Source organism: Herbihabitans rhizosphaerae (genome assembly GCF_004216555.1).
Lineage (GTDB): Bacteria > Actinomycetota > Actinomycetes > Mycobacteriales > Pseudonocardiaceae > Herbihabitans > Herbihabitans rhizosphaerae.
The window spans coordinates 127,466-141,805 of the sequence record NZ_SGWQ01000015.1 but is presented as its reverse complement, the minus strand read 5'-3'; the positions used below and the strand labels follow the sequence as shown (position 1 = coordinate 141,805).

Sequence of the window (14,340 nt, the reverse complement as noted above, 5' to 3'; positions counted from 1 at the left end):
GAAACCAACAGAACGCGGCATTCGACATACCGGACCGCCAACCATCAAACTACAGAGACGAGCAGCTTAACTTAGCGGTATTGCCATTCTGGTGGCCGATCACACCCAGGAAATGAGCAGCCCTTATCTCGTGCGATCAGCGCGGCGCGAATGGTGGCTGTGACGGTTCGTTGTTCGCGTCCGACGTCGAGTGGTTGGCCTTCGCTGTTCAACACGATGGGTGTGATGCCTGCATCGCACGCGATCTGCCGAATGGTTTGTGGGGTGATCATCGCACCGAAGTCACCATGGCCGAGGCCGATCTGGTCGCGGAGTTGTTCGTAGGAAATCGTGATCGCCAGGTGCGGCCGTCGACCGCCGTCCTGCGGCAGTGTGTCGGAGTTGAGCACCCGGTGCGCCAACTCAACGAGCGCGTCGGCCCACCGCCGTGTAGCGGATCGGTCATCATCTTTTCCGGCGGGTTTCGCCAACGGTGACAGCGCTGCCTTGAGAACTTCGGCGCACTCGGGTGAGAGCCGCCCGCGCACGATGATCGTGCCGTCGATGTCTTCGATCATGGAGAATTCCATGCGCTTACGGGCTTGTTGTTCTTCCAAGACAACGTGCTCTGGTTGCAGGTGCGCACGAGTGCGGGTGGCGAGCTTGCCGAGTTTCACGGGGTCGAAGCGTGTGGCTTCCTCCACGAGGAGTTGTTCGACTTCGGCGTGGTGCTCGGCGGGGAGTGTGTCGATGGTGGTGCGCACGATCTGGACGTGGTCTCGGCTGATCACGCCGTCGGCGAGTGCCTGCGCTGCGACGGGGAGCTGCGGTTCGATGGGTTGGCCGGTGAGTGTGGTGGAGCCGAACAGGGCGTTGGCGTCGGCGACTCGCCTGCGTGCATCGGCGGGTGAGATCCGCACCGTGTCCCGCAGGAGCGATGCCGTGGAGTAGGCGCCCATTTCTTTCGCGATGCCTTGCTGATGGATTTCGTGGATGAGTTGAAGTCGTTCGTATTCGAGTTGTCGAATGTGGGTTTCGCGAGCCCGTAGCTCGTCGATGAGTTGCTGTCCCCTCATACCTCGATTCTACCCAATTCGATCGACCACTATGGGGTGAACTAAAAGGAGCAAGGTGGCGGCGCGGTACGGGCAAAAGGCAGGCGGAGCCTGCCCGTAGCGCCAGCCGTTAGGGCCGATCGAGGCTCACAAGTCCAGGGCTCGGCCCCCCAGGGCCGAGTCGGCGAAGCCGACGCCGAAGGCGCCCTTGACTTGTGAGTATCGGCCCGCACAATTCCGCGCCGCCACACCCCCCAAGCCCGCACGCCGATCCGACTCAAAGCCAGGAGCGTGGCACGCTCGCCGCACGTGCGGCCAACCCGTCCAGCACGTCCGTGCGCGCCGGCGGCACCTCGACGATCAGCGATTCGGCGAACAACGCGTCGAACTCCGCCACCCGCAGCGGCTGCTCGACCGACGGCAGCGTGCACGACCTCGTGTCCACCCACGCGATGTCATCCATGATTGTCACGCTAAGCCCGTACCACGGTCCGGAATGCGAACCGCGGTTGCCGAGACACGACCGTCCCGGTAGGCAAGGGGTCATGCGCCGTCCGAAGATCGAGCCCGTCGTCTGGCAGCCGCCGAAGCCCTCGGCCCGCAAGCCACGCGACCCGCTGCCACCCGTGACCGTGATCAACATCAACGGCACCGGACCGGAAGACGTCGTGGTGGACGAGAAGGGCCACGTGTTCACCGGCGTCGACGACGGCCGGGTGCTGCGCCTGACCGCGGACGGCCGGCGCATTGACACGATCGCCGACACCGGTGGCCGGCCGCTCGGCCTCGAACTGCACCCGGACGGCCGGCTGCTGGTCTGCGACTCGGACAAGGGCCTGCTGCTGGTCGACCGGACCAGCGGCGACATCGAGACGCTGGTCCCGCGCGGCGAGCAGAACCTGCGCGTCTGCAACAACGCCGCGATCACCGAGAACGGCACGATCTACTTCACCGACAGCTCCCAGCGCTTCGATCTCGAACACTGGCGCGCCGACATCCTCGAGCACTCCGGCACCGGCCGGCTGCTGCGCCGTGATCCGGACGGCAGCCTGTGGGTGGTGCTGGAGGGTCTGCAGTTCGCCAACGGTGTGGCGCTCGCCGCCGACGAGTCCTACGTCGCGGTGGCCGAGACCGGCGCCTACCGGATTCGCCGGGTGTGGCTCACCGGACCCAAGGCGGGCACCAACGACGTGCTGCTGGACAACCTGTCCGGGTTCCCGGACAACATCGCGCGCGGCTCGGACGGGCTGATCTGGATCGCCATCGCCAGCCCGCGTGACCTGGTCCTGGACACGCTGCACCGCCTGCACCCGAAGCTGCGCGAGATCGGCTGGCGGTTGCCGGAGCGGGTGCAGCCGCAGCCCAAGCGCACCTTCCGGCTCCAGGCGGTGGACACCGAGGGCACGCTCGTGCACGACCACGGCGGCACCGTCGACGGGTTCTCGGTCGCGGTCGGCGTCCGTGAGCACGACGGGCGGGTGTACCTGGGCAGCCTGGTGGAACGCGCGATCGCGGTCTACGACGTACCCTGACGGAGACCGACCCGGGTTAGGTAACCCTAAACGGCAACCGTTCACTGTTCCTTGATGTCCGGTTTGCCGGCTAGTGTGCTGATGTGAGCGCGGGACCGGTTCCCTTGAGACCATCAGGTTCTCGGGTCTCGTCGGGAAGTCGGGAGACATTGATGACCGCTACAGCCGAAGGCCAGCGAGCCACGACCACGAACGGCGGCGCGAAGCCGATCTTCGGGGAGCGGCGAGGCTTCTGGCCCCAGTTCGGTACCTACATCTTCATCCTGGGGCCGTTCGTCGCGGTGATCGCCGCCGTGCCGTTCGCCTGGGGCTGGGGCCTTGGCTGGGTGGACATCGGCCTGGCCGCGTTCTTCTACACCCTGACCATCCTCGGTGTGACGGTCGGCTTCCACCGGTACTTCACCCACGGCGCGTTCAAGGCCAAACGCGGGATGCGCATCGCGCTGGCGATCGCCGGCAGCATGGCGCTGCAGGGCCCGATCCTGCACTGGGTCGCCGACCACCGCCGGCACCACGCGTTCTCCGACCGTGAGGGCGACCCGCACTCGCCCTGGCTGTTCGGCACCTCGCCGATCGCGCTGATGCGCGGGTTCTGGCACGCGCACATGGGCTGGATCTTCGACCGCAAGCTGACCAACGCCGAGCGGTTCGCGCCGGACATGCTGGCGGACAAGGACATGGTGCGCGTGCACAAGCAGTTCGGCATGTGGACCGCGGTGACGCTGGTCGCGCCCGCGGTGCTCGGCGGGCTGCTCACCTGGTCCTGGTGGGGCGCGGTGACCGCGTTCTTCTGGGCCGGCCTGGTGCGCGTCGGCTTCGCGCACCACGTCACCTGGTCCACCAACTCGGTGTGCCACATGATCGGCGAGCGCCCGTTCAAGAGCCGGGACAAGGCGGCCAACTTCTGGCCGCTGGCGATCCTGTCGATGGGCGAGGCGTGGCACAACCTGCACCACGCCGACCCGACCTCGGCGCGGCACGGCGTGCTGCGCGGCCAGATCGACATCTCCGCGCGGCTGATCTGGGTGTTCGAGAAGTTCGGCTGGGTGTACCAGGTGCGCTGGCCGACCCCGGAGCGCCTGGCCAGAGTCACCGCCGACTAGTGCTCTCTCGGTACCACTTCGCCCGCCTGTTCGTCGACTGCCCATCGGTCTCCGATGTCGTGGAGTCGTTGCGCGCCAACGGGTTGCTGGCCGACGAGGTCGCCGAGTTGGAGCCGAGGAGCAACGACGATCCCGGTGACGGGTTCCTCGGCTATCCGGTGACCGTCGAGGTGGAGCCGTACGCCGCCGACGACCCGAGGATGACGGCGACCGTCCAGCGGGCGGTGCGCTGCCTGCGGGCCTGCGGCTGGCGCACGGTCGTGGCCGCGGACTTCGAGGACGAGATCGACTACCCGGGCCACCCGGCCGCCGCGTTTGCCGTCGAGCGGGTGTTCCCGGTGACCGGACGTCCGGGCGGCGTGCTGTGGGGCACGGTCTCCGGCGTGCTGTACGCGGGCGACCGGATTGTCCTGTGCCGCAACGGAAGCCGTCATCTCGGCACGCTGGTGGCGATCGAGTTCCACCGCCCGTCGCACGCCGGTGAGGACCAGCACGGCATCGTGGTGGACGGTCTCGGCGTCAGCGTGGACGCCGGCGACGTGCTCGAAGTGATCGACAGGGAGGTCCGATGAGGCTGCGCGCGTTGGGTGTCGCGGTGGTGCTCGGTGTGGTCGGCGTGGTGGTCCCGCTCGCGAGCGTGGTGGCGGCGGACACAGCAGCGGACGAGCGCCCGTGCCGGAACACCACGATCGCCGGGGACGTCGAGGAGCAGCGGCTGACCAGGACGCTCGGGTCCAACCCCGTCCCGGTGCCGGCGCGGATCGTCGACTCGGCCGGCTACCGCGAGCTGATCGGCGACTTCGAGCGCTCGCTGTGCCGCACCCACTCGCTCGACCACGCCAAGATCGTGATCGACCGGCACGGCGAGAAATTGTGGCGCACCACGGTGTCCCGGGCCCGCGCCGGCCAGGGCGACGACCGGCCGCTGTACTGGGCGCGGGTGAACATGACGCTCGCGCTGCGCCAGTGGCGGCCGCGCTTTGGTCTCTCCGACACCGCGCGGGCGGCACTGCGCCGCGACTTCGAGCGCGCCTCCCGCGGCATCACCACCTCGTCGTTCACCCCGGCTCCCGGGACGCGCACGGTGTTCGTGTCCGGCTTCGACCCGTTCACGCTGGACAGCGAGATCCGGCGGGGCAACCCGTCCGGCGCCGCCGTGCTGCGGCTGGACGGCGCGCGGTTCACGCTGGACGGTCAGCGCTACGAGATCCAGACCGTGGTGTTCCCGGTCCGGTACGGCGACTTCGACGAGGGGATCGTGGAGGGCGCGTTCCGGCCGCATCTGGTCGACGGGCGGCAGCAGGCGGACTGGATCACCACGATCAGCCAGGGCCGCCCGGACGCGTTCGACCTGGAGATCCACAACGGCCGGCGACGGTCGATCAGCAGCATCGGCGACAACCTCAACGTCTGGGGCGGCGGCAGCCCGACCGCGCCCGTGGTGGCGCCCGGCATCGGGCCCGGCCCGGAGTTCGTGCCGACCAGCCTGCCCACCGCCGCGATGCTGGCCGCGACCGGAAAGCCTTACCTGGTCAGGGAAAACCCGTCGGTCACCGAGATCCCGGCCGGCCAGACGCAGCCGGTGACGCGCCCGGACGGGCCGACGCCCGGCTCGATCGCGGTGAGCGGATCGGGCGGCGGATATTTGTCCAACGAGGTCGCGTACCGCACCAGCCTGCTGCGGGTGACCCTCGGCGCGAACATTCCCGGTGGGCACGTGCACACCCCGGTGTTGACCTTCGACCCGGCCAACACGACCGAGATCACCGATCCGTCCTTCGAGCGGCAGCGCACCGGCATCGCCGCGCAGACCGAGCTGATCCTGCGCGCCGGACTTGGGTCAGCTCTCGGTTCAGCCAGGCCGTGACGCGATCAGCATGAGGCACAGCGTGGCCACCGCGGCGATCACGCCGGCCACGAGCAGCATCGGGTCCAGCGACTTCACCGGCTCCTGCTGCGCCTGAGGTTGTGTCACGACCTGCTGGTCCGCCGCCGGCTGGGCGATCGGCTGCTGTGGTGCCGGCGCGGGCACGCCGGGAACGGGTGCGGCCGGCGCCCTGGTCGTGCCGGGTCGCGGCGGAACCGTCGTGCGCGGCTGCTGCTGACCCGGTTGCTGGGCCGGCGGGCGCTGCGGCTGCTGCACGGGCGGCGGTGCCTGCGGCGGCGCGCTCGCCGGCAGGACGACGACCTTCGCCTTCATGTCCGGGTGCACCGAGCAGTAGTAGGAGTACGTGCCGGGCTGGGTGAACCGGAACGACCAGCTCTGCCCGTTGGACATCATGGGGGAGCGCAACTGGGCCGGCCCGCTCGTGGTCACCACGTCGTGCGGCGCCTGGTCGTGGTTGGTCCAGCTCACCGTGTCACCCGCGGTGACGGTGACCGTCGACGGTCCGTAGGCGTACTGGGCGATCATCACGTGCGCGCTCGCCGCGGCCGCTGAGCCGGGGGCGAATAGCGTGATCACGGCGGCCAACATCACGGTCACCCCGGTGAGGTGAAGCGCACGGCGCATGGCGTTCCTCCTGGGAGAATGAGGGCGGTGGTCCGGGCCGACTTGTCCTCGGCCGGACCACCGCCGCGTGATCAGCAGGTGAGCTGGCCGGCCAGCGGCGCGACCACGGACTCCAGCCACACGGTGTGCGACTTGACGTACTGGTCGATCGCCAGAATGTCGTTGACCTGCTCGAACGGTGACCGCTCGAGGTGCGCCGCCTTGATGTGCGCGAGCACCGGCGCGAGCGTGTCCTTCACGAGCTGATCGGCCCCTCCGCTGAACACCGGGTCGAGCACCTGCGTCAGCCACACGGTGTGCGACTTGACGTACTGGTCCAGCGCGAGGATGTCGGTCACCTGCTCCAGCGGTGACCGCTCCAGGTGCGCCGTCTTGATGTGTGCCAGGAACGTCGACAGGGCCTGCTTGGTGACACAGTCCGACGGCGGCGTGCCGCCGGGCGGGTTGGTCGGGGGATTGGTCGGCGGGTTGGTCGGCGGCGTCGTGCCGGAGCCCTGCACGGTGACCGTCGCCTTCATGTCCGGGTGTAGCGAGCAGTAGTACGAGTACGCGCCCGCCACAGTGAACGTGTGGCTGAAGGACTGGCCGGTCTGCAGAGTCGGCGAGGTGAACCGCTCCGGCCCGGACGTGATCACGACGTTGTGCGGAGCGCTGTCGTGGTTGGTCCAGGTCACCGTGTCGCCCGCGGCCACGGTCAGCGCCTCGGGCGAGTACTTGTAGTTCATGATGATCACGGTGGTCGCCTTCGGCGCGGCGGCCGCACGGGCGGCGGGCGCCTGGGCAACCCGCACCGGTGCGGCAGCCGGGACCGCGGCTTGTGGTGCCACGGCGACCTGCGCCGGCTGGGCCCCGGCGAGCTGCTGCCCCTGGCCGGCCGCGAGGCCGACCGCGACCGGCGTCTCGGCCGCGCCGCCGGGTGCGCCGGAGCTGCCCAGCCCGGCCAGCGTGACCAGGGACGTCGCGAGCGCGACGACGGCCACCGCCGGCAGCCAACGCCTGCGCGCGGCGTTCGGTGGAGGGCTCTCACCCTGCGGTGTAGTGCGATCGGACGGGTCCATCCGGGAACTCCCTTCTTGTGGAGACGTCAGCGGCCGGGGCTGGCCGTGACGAGCAGGCTCGCCGCGATCAGAACGAAGATCACGACGACGGTCTCGGCCGCGACCGAGAACACGAACGGCCGCACGGTCCGGACGTCCCCGTCGCGTGCGACGGCGAGGTCGAGCCGGCGGTCGACCCAGGTCTTGCTGGCGAACGCGGCGGCGAGCACCACACCGAGCAGGCCGACCTTGATCAGCAGCAGCCGGCCGTAGTCGGTGGTGGTGAGCGGGTCGATACCGCCGAGCACCTGCCAGCCGAGCAGCGCGCCGGTCGAGACGATCGCCAGTACGGAGAACATGGCGAACCGCGAGTACCGGGGGACGACGGTGTGCAGCTCGTCGGGTTGGCGCCGGGGCAGCACGCCGAGCAGCAGCATCACCAGGCCGCCGATCCACACGCTGATCGCGCACTGGTGCACGAGGTCCGCGAGCTGGGCCCACCAGGTGCCGCCGGCCTCCGCGATGTGGCCGGTCATTCCGGTGGCGCGCAACAGACCCAGCCCGACCGCGCCCGCGCCGACCCGCCACGGCACCGACCGCGCGGCGTTCTCCTTGCGGGCCAACAGATCGGCGAGCACCACACCGGCGAGCACCCACAGCAGCGCCTTGGCGAACCAGACCTGGCCGAACCGCAGATCGAGCACCTGGCCGAGCAGATCGGCGCTCAGGACGTCGGCCATCGGACGGTCGGTCGCCCACACGCCCTGCAGCCCGATCGCGGTGACCGTGCCGATCATGCCGAGGAACCAGCCGATCACCACCAGCCGCCGCGCCGAGCGGACCGCGGCGCCGGCCGGCCAGACGAGCGCGAGGAACACCAGCCCGCCGAGGAACACCGCGGTGCCGAGGTAGTCGACGGCCCTGGCGAGGACGTAGACCGCGCGGGCGCTGCTGATCGTGGTCATCGCGGCGGGTCGGTCGCCGGGACGGGTGGTGCCGGCGGCGCGGGCTCGCAGGTGAGCAGCAACTGGTCCAGCGGGGTGCCCGGCGGCAGAGCGGACGGGTCGGTGGCGGAGGGGAGCGGCAGCACCGACAGCAGGCCGCCGGCCAGCCCGCCGAGCAACGGGAGCTGCTGGACGGTGCCGGTCGCGGTGTCCAGCCACACCGGCACCCAGCCGGGCTGGCACGGCGGTGTGGGCGGCGGCCCCGGCGGCGGTGGCGTAGGCGAACCGGGCGGCGGGCTCGGGTGGTTATGCGGCGGGCCCGGCGACGGCTCGGGCACTGACGGCGGCACCGTCGGCACCGGCGTCACGATCGGCACGGTCTGCGGCGGCAGCGCGATCGGCACGACCGGAAGCGGCTGCTCGCCGGGCAGCGGTATCTGTGGCGGTGCTTCTGGCGGCGCTTGCGGCAGGGGCGGTTCATTTCCCGGAGTGTTGCCGGGTGCGGCCTGCTGCGGCGGCTGCGTGCCGGACGCCTGGGATTGTCGAACTCCGATTCCGGACGCGAATCCGAGCACCACGACAACCGCGCCGACTAGTGTCGCCGCGACAATGTGCTCACGCCGCAGAATACGGCCGGACGTCTGCGCGGTGGTCACGGATTCCATCCCCCTACCGATTTTCGGATACACGGTGCCATTCACGGGTATTGTCGTGATCAACGCGGCACAGTAGAGCAGAGTTCGCGTTACGACCGGTGATCGATCCGTGACGCCGGGGTAAACCTGCGCACACCGAGGTCGGCGCGCGGATGTGCGCCTGGTGTCACAGATACCGCCGTTCGGTGGATCTTTCGAGCGTCCATCCGGCGCCATCGAGTGACGATCCGTAGTCGTCCCTGGCAGCGTGGGCCCGCGACGACCGGACGTGTTTCGCGCGCGTGTCGAATTGTGTCGCCTGCTCGGCCGGTGAGCAATTGTTAACACCCCAGAAATTGTGGCTGGCTAGCGTGGCCGTCGATTCGAACTCGACGACACGGCTGGAGGCCTGGAATGGCGCGGAGCGGAATTGTTCGGATTCTCGGTGCGGCCGCCGTCGCGGCGATCGGCTGGCTCGCCATTTTCCCCGGTGTTTCCCAGGGTGCCGCGCACAACGTGCTGACGTCGTCCTCGCCGGCCGCCGACGAGACCGTGGCCGCCGCACCCAGCCGGGTGACCCTCACGTTCAACGGGCCGGTGGAGAACCGGTTGGCCGAGATCGCGGTACTCGGGCCGGACGGCGCGCGCGGCGAGGCCGGCAAGGCGGTGGTCGAGGGCGCCGTGGTGTCCGCACCGCTGCGGCCGCTCGCCGCGCCCGGCAAGTACACGGTGAACTACCGCATCGTCTCCGGCGACGGCCACCCCGTCTCCGGCACGCTGGCGTTCACCCTCGCCGGCGGCGCACCGGTGGCACCCGTCGCCGCGGCACCCGCCGCCGCCCCGGTGCCCGCCCCAGCACCCCAGGCCGCGCCGGCCGCCGAACAGCCGGCCGACAGCGGCGTTCCGCTGTGGGTGTGGCTGGCCGGCGCGGGGGTGCTCCTGATCGCCGGACTGTTCGTGGCGTTCCGCGTCGCCCGGTAGCACCGGCGTGCTGCACGGCGATCGCCTCTGTGGTGGGCTGGACAGGCCAGTGACCGCCGGAGAAGGGGAGACTCGTGACAGAGGTCGACGTCGTAGTCGTGGGAATGGGGCCTGGTGGCGAGGAGGTGGCCGCCCAACTGGCTCGCGCCGGGCTGAGGGTAGTCGGCGTCGAGTCGCGGCTGGTCGGCGGCGAGTGCCCGTACTTCGCTTGTGTGCCAACGAAGATGATGATCCGCGCGGCGCACACGCTGGCCGAGGCCGGCCGGGTCGGCGAACTGGCCGGCAGCGCCGACGTCCATGCCGACTGGGCGCCGGTCGCCAAACGCATCCGGGATGAGGCCACCGACGACTGGGACGACACGGTCGCGGTGCGCCGGTTCACCGACATCGGCGGCACGTTCGTCCGGGGCACGGGCCGGATCACCGCGCCGCGCGAGGTCACAGTGTCCACATCGGACGGTGAGCAAGTCTTGCGGGCGCGTCGTGGCGTGGTGCTCAACACCGGGACCGACCCCGCGGTGCCACCGATCGAGGGGCTCGCCGGCACGCCGTTCTGGACGAACCGGGACGCCGTGCGGACCGAGGAGGTCCCGCGCTCGCTGATCGTGCTCGGCGGTGGACCGGTCGGCTGCGAACTGGCCCAGGTGTTCGCCCGGTTCGGTGCCCAGGTCACGGTGGTCCAGGGCGCGCAGCGGCTGCTGCCCCGCGACGAGCCGGAGGCCGGCGAACTGCTCACCGAGGTGTTCCGCGAGGCGGGGATCGCCGTGCGCGCCGGCGTGACCGCGTCCAAGATCGAGCATGCCGGCGACGAGTTCACCGTGCACCTCGGCGACTCGGAAACCCTGTCCGCGCAACGGCTTCTGATCGCCACCGGCCGCACGGTGGACCTGGCCGCGCTGGGCGTTGGCGCGTACGGCGTGGACGAGAGCGCGCGCACGCTCGCGGTGGACGGTCGGATGCGGGCGGCCGACGGGCTGTGGGCGGTCGGCGACATCACCGGCGAGGGCGCGTTCACGCACATGTCGATGTACCAGGCGCGGTTCGCCGTCGCGGACATCCTCGACCGGCACGCGGAGCCGGCCGACTACCGCGCGGTGCCCAGGGTGACCTTCACCGATCCCGAGGTGGGTTCGGTCGGCCTGAGCGAGGCGGACGCGAAGAAACAGGGGCTGACCGTGCGCACCGGGATCGCGCGGATCCCGTCCTCGACGCGCGGCTGGATCCACAAGGCCGGCAACGAGGGGTTGATCAAACTGGTCGAGGACGCCGACGCGGGCGTGCTCGTCGGCGCGACCTCGGTCGGGCCGACCGGTGGCGAGGTGCTCGGCGCGCTGGCGGTCGCGGTGCACGCCAAGGTGCCGACCGCCACGCTCCAGCAGATGATCTACGCCTATCCGACCTTCCACCGGGCGATCGAGTCGGCCCTGGCTGACCTTGGGTAAGAGGTTGCGCGAACTGGGGCTGCCGTGCATTCGCCCAGTTCGCGTGACCTCTACGTAGGAACCAGCCTCGACAACGGACCGTCGTAAGGGGCAAGCTAACCGGGGAAGGCGGCTGAGCGGGGAGCGGGGGCTGACGAATGCTGCGCATTCACTTCACCGAGGCGGATTACGCGCGCACCTACGTCTCCGACGCGCCGGACCCGCTCTGGGAGACCGTGCTCGGTCTGCAGAAGCTGTGCACACCGGCTCGCGTCGCGCCGGTGTACGCCGAGTGGAAGCGTCACGCGCGCCCGAAGATCGGTACCGCGGTGCCGAAAGCGGCTGTCGGGATGGTGCACACGCTGGCGCCGCCGCTGGCCTACTTCCCGGATTTCCTCACCCCGCCGGAGGCGGTCGACGGGCTGGACGCCGGGCTCGACGCGCTGCGCCGCACGCCGAGACACCGGCTGCGCGGCGAGGTGGCCCAGCGTGCGCGCATCCGGCCGCTGCCGCGCTGGTCCGGCGCGCTCGCCGCGGGGGAGCAGGAGGCGCTCGACGAGCTGACCGAAGCGGTGCGGCTGGTGCACGACGCGCTGATCGCTCCGGAATGGTCGGGCGTCGAGGCGCACGTGGACGCCGACCACTCGGCAAGAAAGCGGGCGCAGAGAGCCTGGGGGGTGCACGGCATGCTGTCGTCGCTGGAGCCGTCGCTGCACTGGAACCCGCCGGTGCTCAGCGGCCGGTATCCGGTCGAGAAGGACGTGTACCTCAACGGCCGGGGCCTGCGCCTGGTCCCGACCTACTTCTGTTGGGGCAACCCGGTGGCGCTCGCCGACTCGGATCTGCCGCCGGTCGTGGTGTACCCGGCGGCGCTGCGCAACGAGCGGGCGGAGAAGCCGGTCCGCGGTGACGCGCTGGCCGATCTGCTCGGACGCACCCGGGCGAAGGCCCTGATCGCGCTGTCGTCCGCGTCCAGCACGAGCGAGCTGGCCGAGCGGCTGGGCGTGTCCGCGGCGACGGCCAGTGAGCACGCCACGGTGCTGCGCCGGGCCGGGCTGATCGCCAGCAACCGGGACGGCAGCAGTGTGGTGCACGCGCTGACCCCGCTCGGCGACGCGATGCTCTTCGGCGACGCCCACTAGAACATCGACGGCTGGACGAGTCGGGCCAAGGCTGGACCGTGTACATGTCGCTATGGTTATATAGCTTGCATGGTAAGTACGTTCGAGGTGCTGGCCGAGCCGCGCCGCCGCGAGATCCTCGACCTGCTGCGCGCCCGCGAACGGCCGGTCGGCGACCTGGTGGAGCGGCTCGCGCTGAGTCAGCCCGCCGTGTCGAAACACCTGCGGGTGCTGCGCGAGGCCGGGCTGGTCGAGGTCCGCACGGACGCCCAGCGCCGCTGGTACCGCTTGCGCGCCGAGCCGCTGCGCGAGCTGGAGGCGTGGCTCGCGCCGTACCGCCGGCTCTGGGACGAGCACCTGGACGCCCTGGAGCGACACCTGGACACGATGCCCGACGACCCCGAGGAGAGCGGATCATGAGTGACGCGTTGTTGGAGACCATCGCCGGCAAGCCGGTGCTGCGGTTCGAGCGGCGGCTGGCGCACCCGCCGGCGAAGGTCTGGCGCGCGATCACGCGGCCGGAGGAGCTGAAGCACTGGTTCCCCGCCGTGCTGGAGACCGAACCGCGGGCCGGCGCGCCGATCACGTTCACCTTCATGGAGGAGGACCCGCCGGAGGTGACGGAGGGTGAGGTGGTCGAGGTCGACGAGCCGAAGGTGTTCGCCTACACCTGGGGCGAGGACATGCTGCGGTGGGAACTCGTGCCGGACGGCGAGGGCACGCTGCTGGTGTTCACCCAGACCATCAGCGAGTCCACCGGCGGGGTGCTCGCGGCCGGCCGGAACGCGGCGGGCTGGGACGAGTGCCTGCGCCTGTTCGTCGCGCGGCTGGATGGCGCGACCGTGGAGCCGACACCGCGCGAGGAGGTGATGGCCGGGATCCAGTCCTACATCGACAAGTTCGGCGTCGGCGAGCCCGAGGTGACCGAGCGGGAGGTCCGGGTGCGGCGCGACCTGGTGTGGGCGCCGGCCGAGCAGGTGTGGCAGGTGCTCACCGGCGATGGCGCGGCTCCCGGCGAGCCCGCGCCCCAGTTCGCGATCGTGGACCAACTCGGCGCGGCCACGGTGACCACCGCCGAGCGGCCGACCGTGCTGGAGTGCGACACCGCCACCGACGGCCGGATCCGTTGGGAGATCACCGAGTCCACCGCGGGTTACGTGGTCACCGTGACGCACACCGGCGCCGCGGCCGATGTCGCCGACGCGTGGCGGCGCCGGGTCGATGAGCTGTTCGCCGCCGTGCACGGACTCAAGCGCTAGCCGATCTGGCCTCGACCAGGACCGCGACGCCGTCCAGCACGCGCTCCAGGCCGAACGCGAAGCCGTGGTCGGGCGGGTAGGCGCTGGCGTACTTCTCGCCGGTCACCGATCCGACCCGGCTCGCCACCGGGAAGGCGCTCTCGTCCATCACTCGCTCAAGCACCGGCGCGCTCGCGGCCCACCACTGGTCCAGCGTCATGCCGCTGTCGCGCTCGGTCTGCTCGGTCTGCAGCTTGGCCCGTGCCGCGCCCTCCACGTGCGCGAGCACGACGTTCAGCACGCCGTCCATCTCGACCTCGTCGAGGCCGAGCCCGTCGATCGCGCGCAGCTCGTAGTCCCACTTGGCGATCACGCCGGGTCCGATCACCGGCCGGCTCATCACCACCTGCAGCAGCCACGGGTGGCGGTGGTAGAGGTCCCAGTTCTGCCGCGCCACCTGCTCCAGCCGCGCCCGCCAGCCGCCGGTGTGCTCGGGCCGCTCGGTCTCGGTGGACACGGTGTCCACCATGCAGTCGATCAGCTCGGCCTTCGCCGGCACGTAGGTGTACAGCGACATGGTGCCGACACCCAGCTTGTCGGCGACCTTGCGCATGGACAGCGCGCCGAGCCCCTCGGTGTCGGCCAGTTGGATCGCCGCGGACACGATCGCGTCCACGCTCAGCCCGGGTTTCGGCCCTCTGGACGGCGCGTCCTTCGTGCGCCACAGCAGGGCAAGCGTGCGCACGGGATCCCCGCTTCCACTCGTGACAGCAGCCAACGTC

Annotated in this window: 16 protein-coding genes; 9 read left to right on the top strand and 7 right to left on the bottom strand. The window is 70.5% G+C overall.

Annotated elements, in window-relative coordinates:
- Window positions 1-71: 71 nt before the first annotated feature.
- Complete coding sequence (locus tag EV193_RS30475; protein ID WP_130348402.1) at window positions 72-1,055, bottom strand: DUF222 domain-containing protein; 984 nt, start codon at window positions 1,053-1,055, stop codon at window positions 72-74.
- A 256-nt stretch (window positions 1,056-1,311) separates the two neighbouring features.
- The gene (locus EV193_RS30470; RefSeq protein WP_130348401.1) at window positions 1,312-1,497 is read right to left on the bottom strand and encodes a hypothetical protein; all 186 of its coding nucleotides are present in this window, start codon (window positions 1,495-1,497) and stop codon (window positions 1,312-1,314) included.
- Between the two features lie 82 nt (window positions 1,498-1,579).
- Here EV193_RS30470 and EV193_RS30465 point away from each other — a divergent pair, with 82 nt between their 5' ends.
- The 4 genes from EV193_RS30465 (at window position 1,580) to EV193_RS30450 (ending at window position 5,536) form a co-directional block, all read left to right on the top strand.
- Window positions 1,580-2,566 (top strand): SMP-30/gluconolactonase/LRE family protein, encoded by a 987-nt coding sequence (locus EV193_RS30465; protein ID WP_130348400.1) that lies wholly within the window; start codon window positions 1,580-1,582, stop codon window positions 2,564-2,566.
- A gap of 152 nt (window positions 2,567-2,718) precedes the next feature.
- On the top strand, window positions 2,719-3,669 hold the full coding sequence (locus EV193_RS30460) for an acyl-CoA desaturase (RefSeq protein WP_130348399.1): 951 nt from the start codon (window positions 2,719-2,721) through the stop codon (window positions 3,667-3,669).
- Entirely contained in the window at window positions 3,669-4,241 is a 573-nt protein-coding gene (locus tag EV193_RS30455) for a hypothetical protein (RefSeq protein WP_130348398.1), read from the top strand. The genes EV193_RS30460 and EV193_RS30455 overlap by 1 nt, the downstream gene beginning before the upstream one ends.
- A complete protein-coding gene (locus EV193_RS30450) occupies window positions 4,238-5,536 on the top strand; it encodes a pyroglutamyl-peptidase I (RefSeq protein WP_207222867.1) in 1,299 nt (432 codons plus the stop codon). Before EV193_RS30455 ends, EV193_RS30450 begins: the two co-directional genes overlap by 4 nt.
- Here the strand turns inward: EV193_RS30450 and EV193_RS30445 are convergent.
- The 4 genes from EV193_RS30445 to EV193_RS30430 all read right to left on the bottom strand — a co-directional run bounded on the left by EV193_RS30445 (window position 5,522) and on the right by EV193_RS30430 (window position 8,818).
- The gene (locus EV193_RS30445; protein WP_130348397.1) at window positions 5,522-6,181 is read right to left on the bottom strand and encodes a cupredoxin domain-containing protein; all 660 of its coding nucleotides are present in this window, start codon (window positions 6,179-6,181) and stop codon (window positions 5,522-5,524) included. The two genes, EV193_RS30450 and EV193_RS30445, sit on opposite strands and share 15 nt — an antisense overlap.
- A gap of 71 nt (window positions 6,182-6,252) precedes the next feature.
- Complete coding sequence (locus EV193_RS30440; protein WP_130348396.1) at window positions 6,253-7,239, bottom strand: cupredoxin domain-containing protein; 987 nt, start codon at window positions 7,237-7,239, stop codon at window positions 6,253-6,255.
- 26 nt (window positions 7,240-7,265) lie between these two features.
- The gene (locus tag EV193_RS30435) at window positions 7,266-8,183 is read right to left on the bottom strand and encodes a copper resistance D family protein (protein ID WP_130348395.1); all 918 of its coding nucleotides are present in this window, start codon (window positions 8,181-8,183) and stop codon (window positions 7,266-7,268) included.
- Complete coding sequence (locus tag EV193_RS30430) at window positions 8,180-8,818, bottom strand: hypothetical protein (protein ID WP_130348394.1); 639 nt, start codon at window positions 8,816-8,818, stop codon at window positions 8,180-8,182. Before EV193_RS30430 ends, EV193_RS30435 begins: the two co-directional genes overlap by 4 nt.
- 393 nt (window positions 8,819-9,211) lie before the next feature.
- Here EV193_RS30430 and EV193_RS30425 point away from each other — a divergent pair, with 393 nt between their 5' ends.
- The 5 genes from EV193_RS30425 (at window position 9,212) to EV193_RS30405 (ending at window position 13,579) form a co-directional block, all read left to right on the top strand.
- Window positions 9,212-9,778 (top strand): copper resistance CopC family protein, encoded by a 567-nt coding sequence (locus tag EV193_RS30425; protein WP_130348393.1) that lies wholly within the window; start codon window positions 9,212-9,214, stop codon window positions 9,776-9,778.
- A gap of 74 nt (window positions 9,779-9,852) precedes the next feature.
- Window positions 9,853-11,220: a dihydrolipoyl dehydrogenase family protein gene (locus EV193_RS30420; RefSeq protein WP_278044231.1), complete on the top strand. Its 1,368-nt coding sequence runs from the start codon at window positions 9,853-9,855 to the stop codon at window positions 11,218-11,220.
- 137 nt (window positions 11,221-11,357) lie between these two features.
- Window positions 11,358-12,341, top strand: coding sequence for a winged helix-turn-helix domain-containing protein (locus EV193_RS30415; protein ID WP_130348392.1), 984 nt, complete (start codon window positions 11,358-11,360; stop codon window positions 12,339-12,341).
- Between the two features lie 69 nt (window positions 12,342-12,410).
- Window positions 12,411-12,740: an ArsR/SmtB family transcription factor gene (locus EV193_RS30410; protein WP_130348391.1), complete on the top strand. Its 330-nt coding sequence runs from the start codon at window positions 12,411-12,413 to the stop codon at window positions 12,738-12,740.
- Window positions 12,737-13,579 carry an SRPBCC domain-containing protein gene (locus EV193_RS30405; RefSeq protein ID WP_130348390.1) on the top strand — a complete coding sequence of 281 codons (843 nt, stop codon included), beginning with the start codon at window positions 12,737-12,739 and terminating at the stop codon, window positions 13,577-13,579. The genes EV193_RS30410 and EV193_RS30405 overlap by 4 nt, the downstream gene beginning before the upstream one ends.
- Here EV193_RS30405 and EV193_RS30400 read toward each other — a convergent pair.
- Window positions 13,569-14,336, bottom strand: coding sequence for a TetR/AcrR family transcriptional regulator (locus EV193_RS30400; protein ID WP_130348389.1), 768 nt, complete (start codon window positions 14,334-14,336; stop codon window positions 13,569-13,571). The genes EV193_RS30405 and EV193_RS30400 overlap by 11 nt on opposite strands.
- Between the last annotated feature and the right edge of the window lie 4 nt (window positions 14,337-14,340).

What these genes read in the sequence shown, in the direction of transcription:
- EV193_RS30460 (WP_130348399.1), top strand. Translation starts at nt 2,719, where the DNA reads ATGACCGCTACAGCCGAAGGCCAGCGAGCCACGACCACGAACGGCGGC.
- EV193_RS30435 (WP_130348395.1), bottom strand. Translation starts at nt 8,183, where the DNA reads ATGACCACGATCAGCAGCGCCCGCGCGGTCTACGTCCTCGCCAGGGCC.
- EV193_RS30465 (WP_130348400.1), top strand. Translation starts at nt 1,580, where the DNA reads ATGCGCCGTCCGAAGATCGAGCCCGTCGTCTGGCAGCCGCCGAAGCCC.
- EV193_RS30415 (WP_130348392.1), top strand. Translation starts at nt 11,358, where the DNA reads ATGCTGCGCATTCACTTCACCGAGGCGGATTACGCGCGCACCTACGTC.
- EV193_RS30470 (WP_130348401.1), bottom strand. Translation starts at nt 1,497, where the DNA reads ATGGATGACATCGCGTGGGTGGACACGAGGTCGTGCACGCTGCCGTCG.
- EV193_RS30475 (WP_130348402.1), bottom strand. Translation starts at nt 1,055, where the DNA reads ATGAGGGGACAGCAACTCATCGACGAGCTACGGGCTCGCGAAACCCAC.
- EV193_RS30410 (WP_130348391.1), top strand. Translation starts at nt 12,411, where the DNA reads ATGGTAAGTACGTTCGAGGTGCTGGCCGAGCCGCGCCGCCGCGAGATC.
- EV193_RS30440 (WP_130348396.1), bottom strand. Translation starts at nt 7,239, where the DNA reads ATGGACCCGTCCGATCGCACTACACCGCAGGGTGAGAGCCCTCCACCG.
- EV193_RS30450 (WP_207222867.1), top strand. Translation starts at nt 4,238, where the DNA reads ATGAGGCTGCGCGCGTTGGGTGTCGCGGTGGTGCTCGGTGTGGTCGGC.
- EV193_RS30425 (WP_130348393.1), top strand. Translation starts at nt 9,212, where the DNA reads ATGGCGCGGAGCGGAATTGTTCGGATTCTCGGTGCGGCCGCCGTCGCG.
- EV193_RS30405 (WP_130348390.1), top strand. Translation starts at nt 12,737, where the DNA reads ATGAGTGACGCGTTGTTGGAGACCATCGCCGGCAAGCCGGTGCTGCGG.
- EV193_RS30445 (WP_130348397.1), bottom strand. Translation starts at nt 6,181, where the DNA reads ATGCGCCGTGCGCTTCACCTCACCGGGGTGACCGTGATGTTGGCCGCC.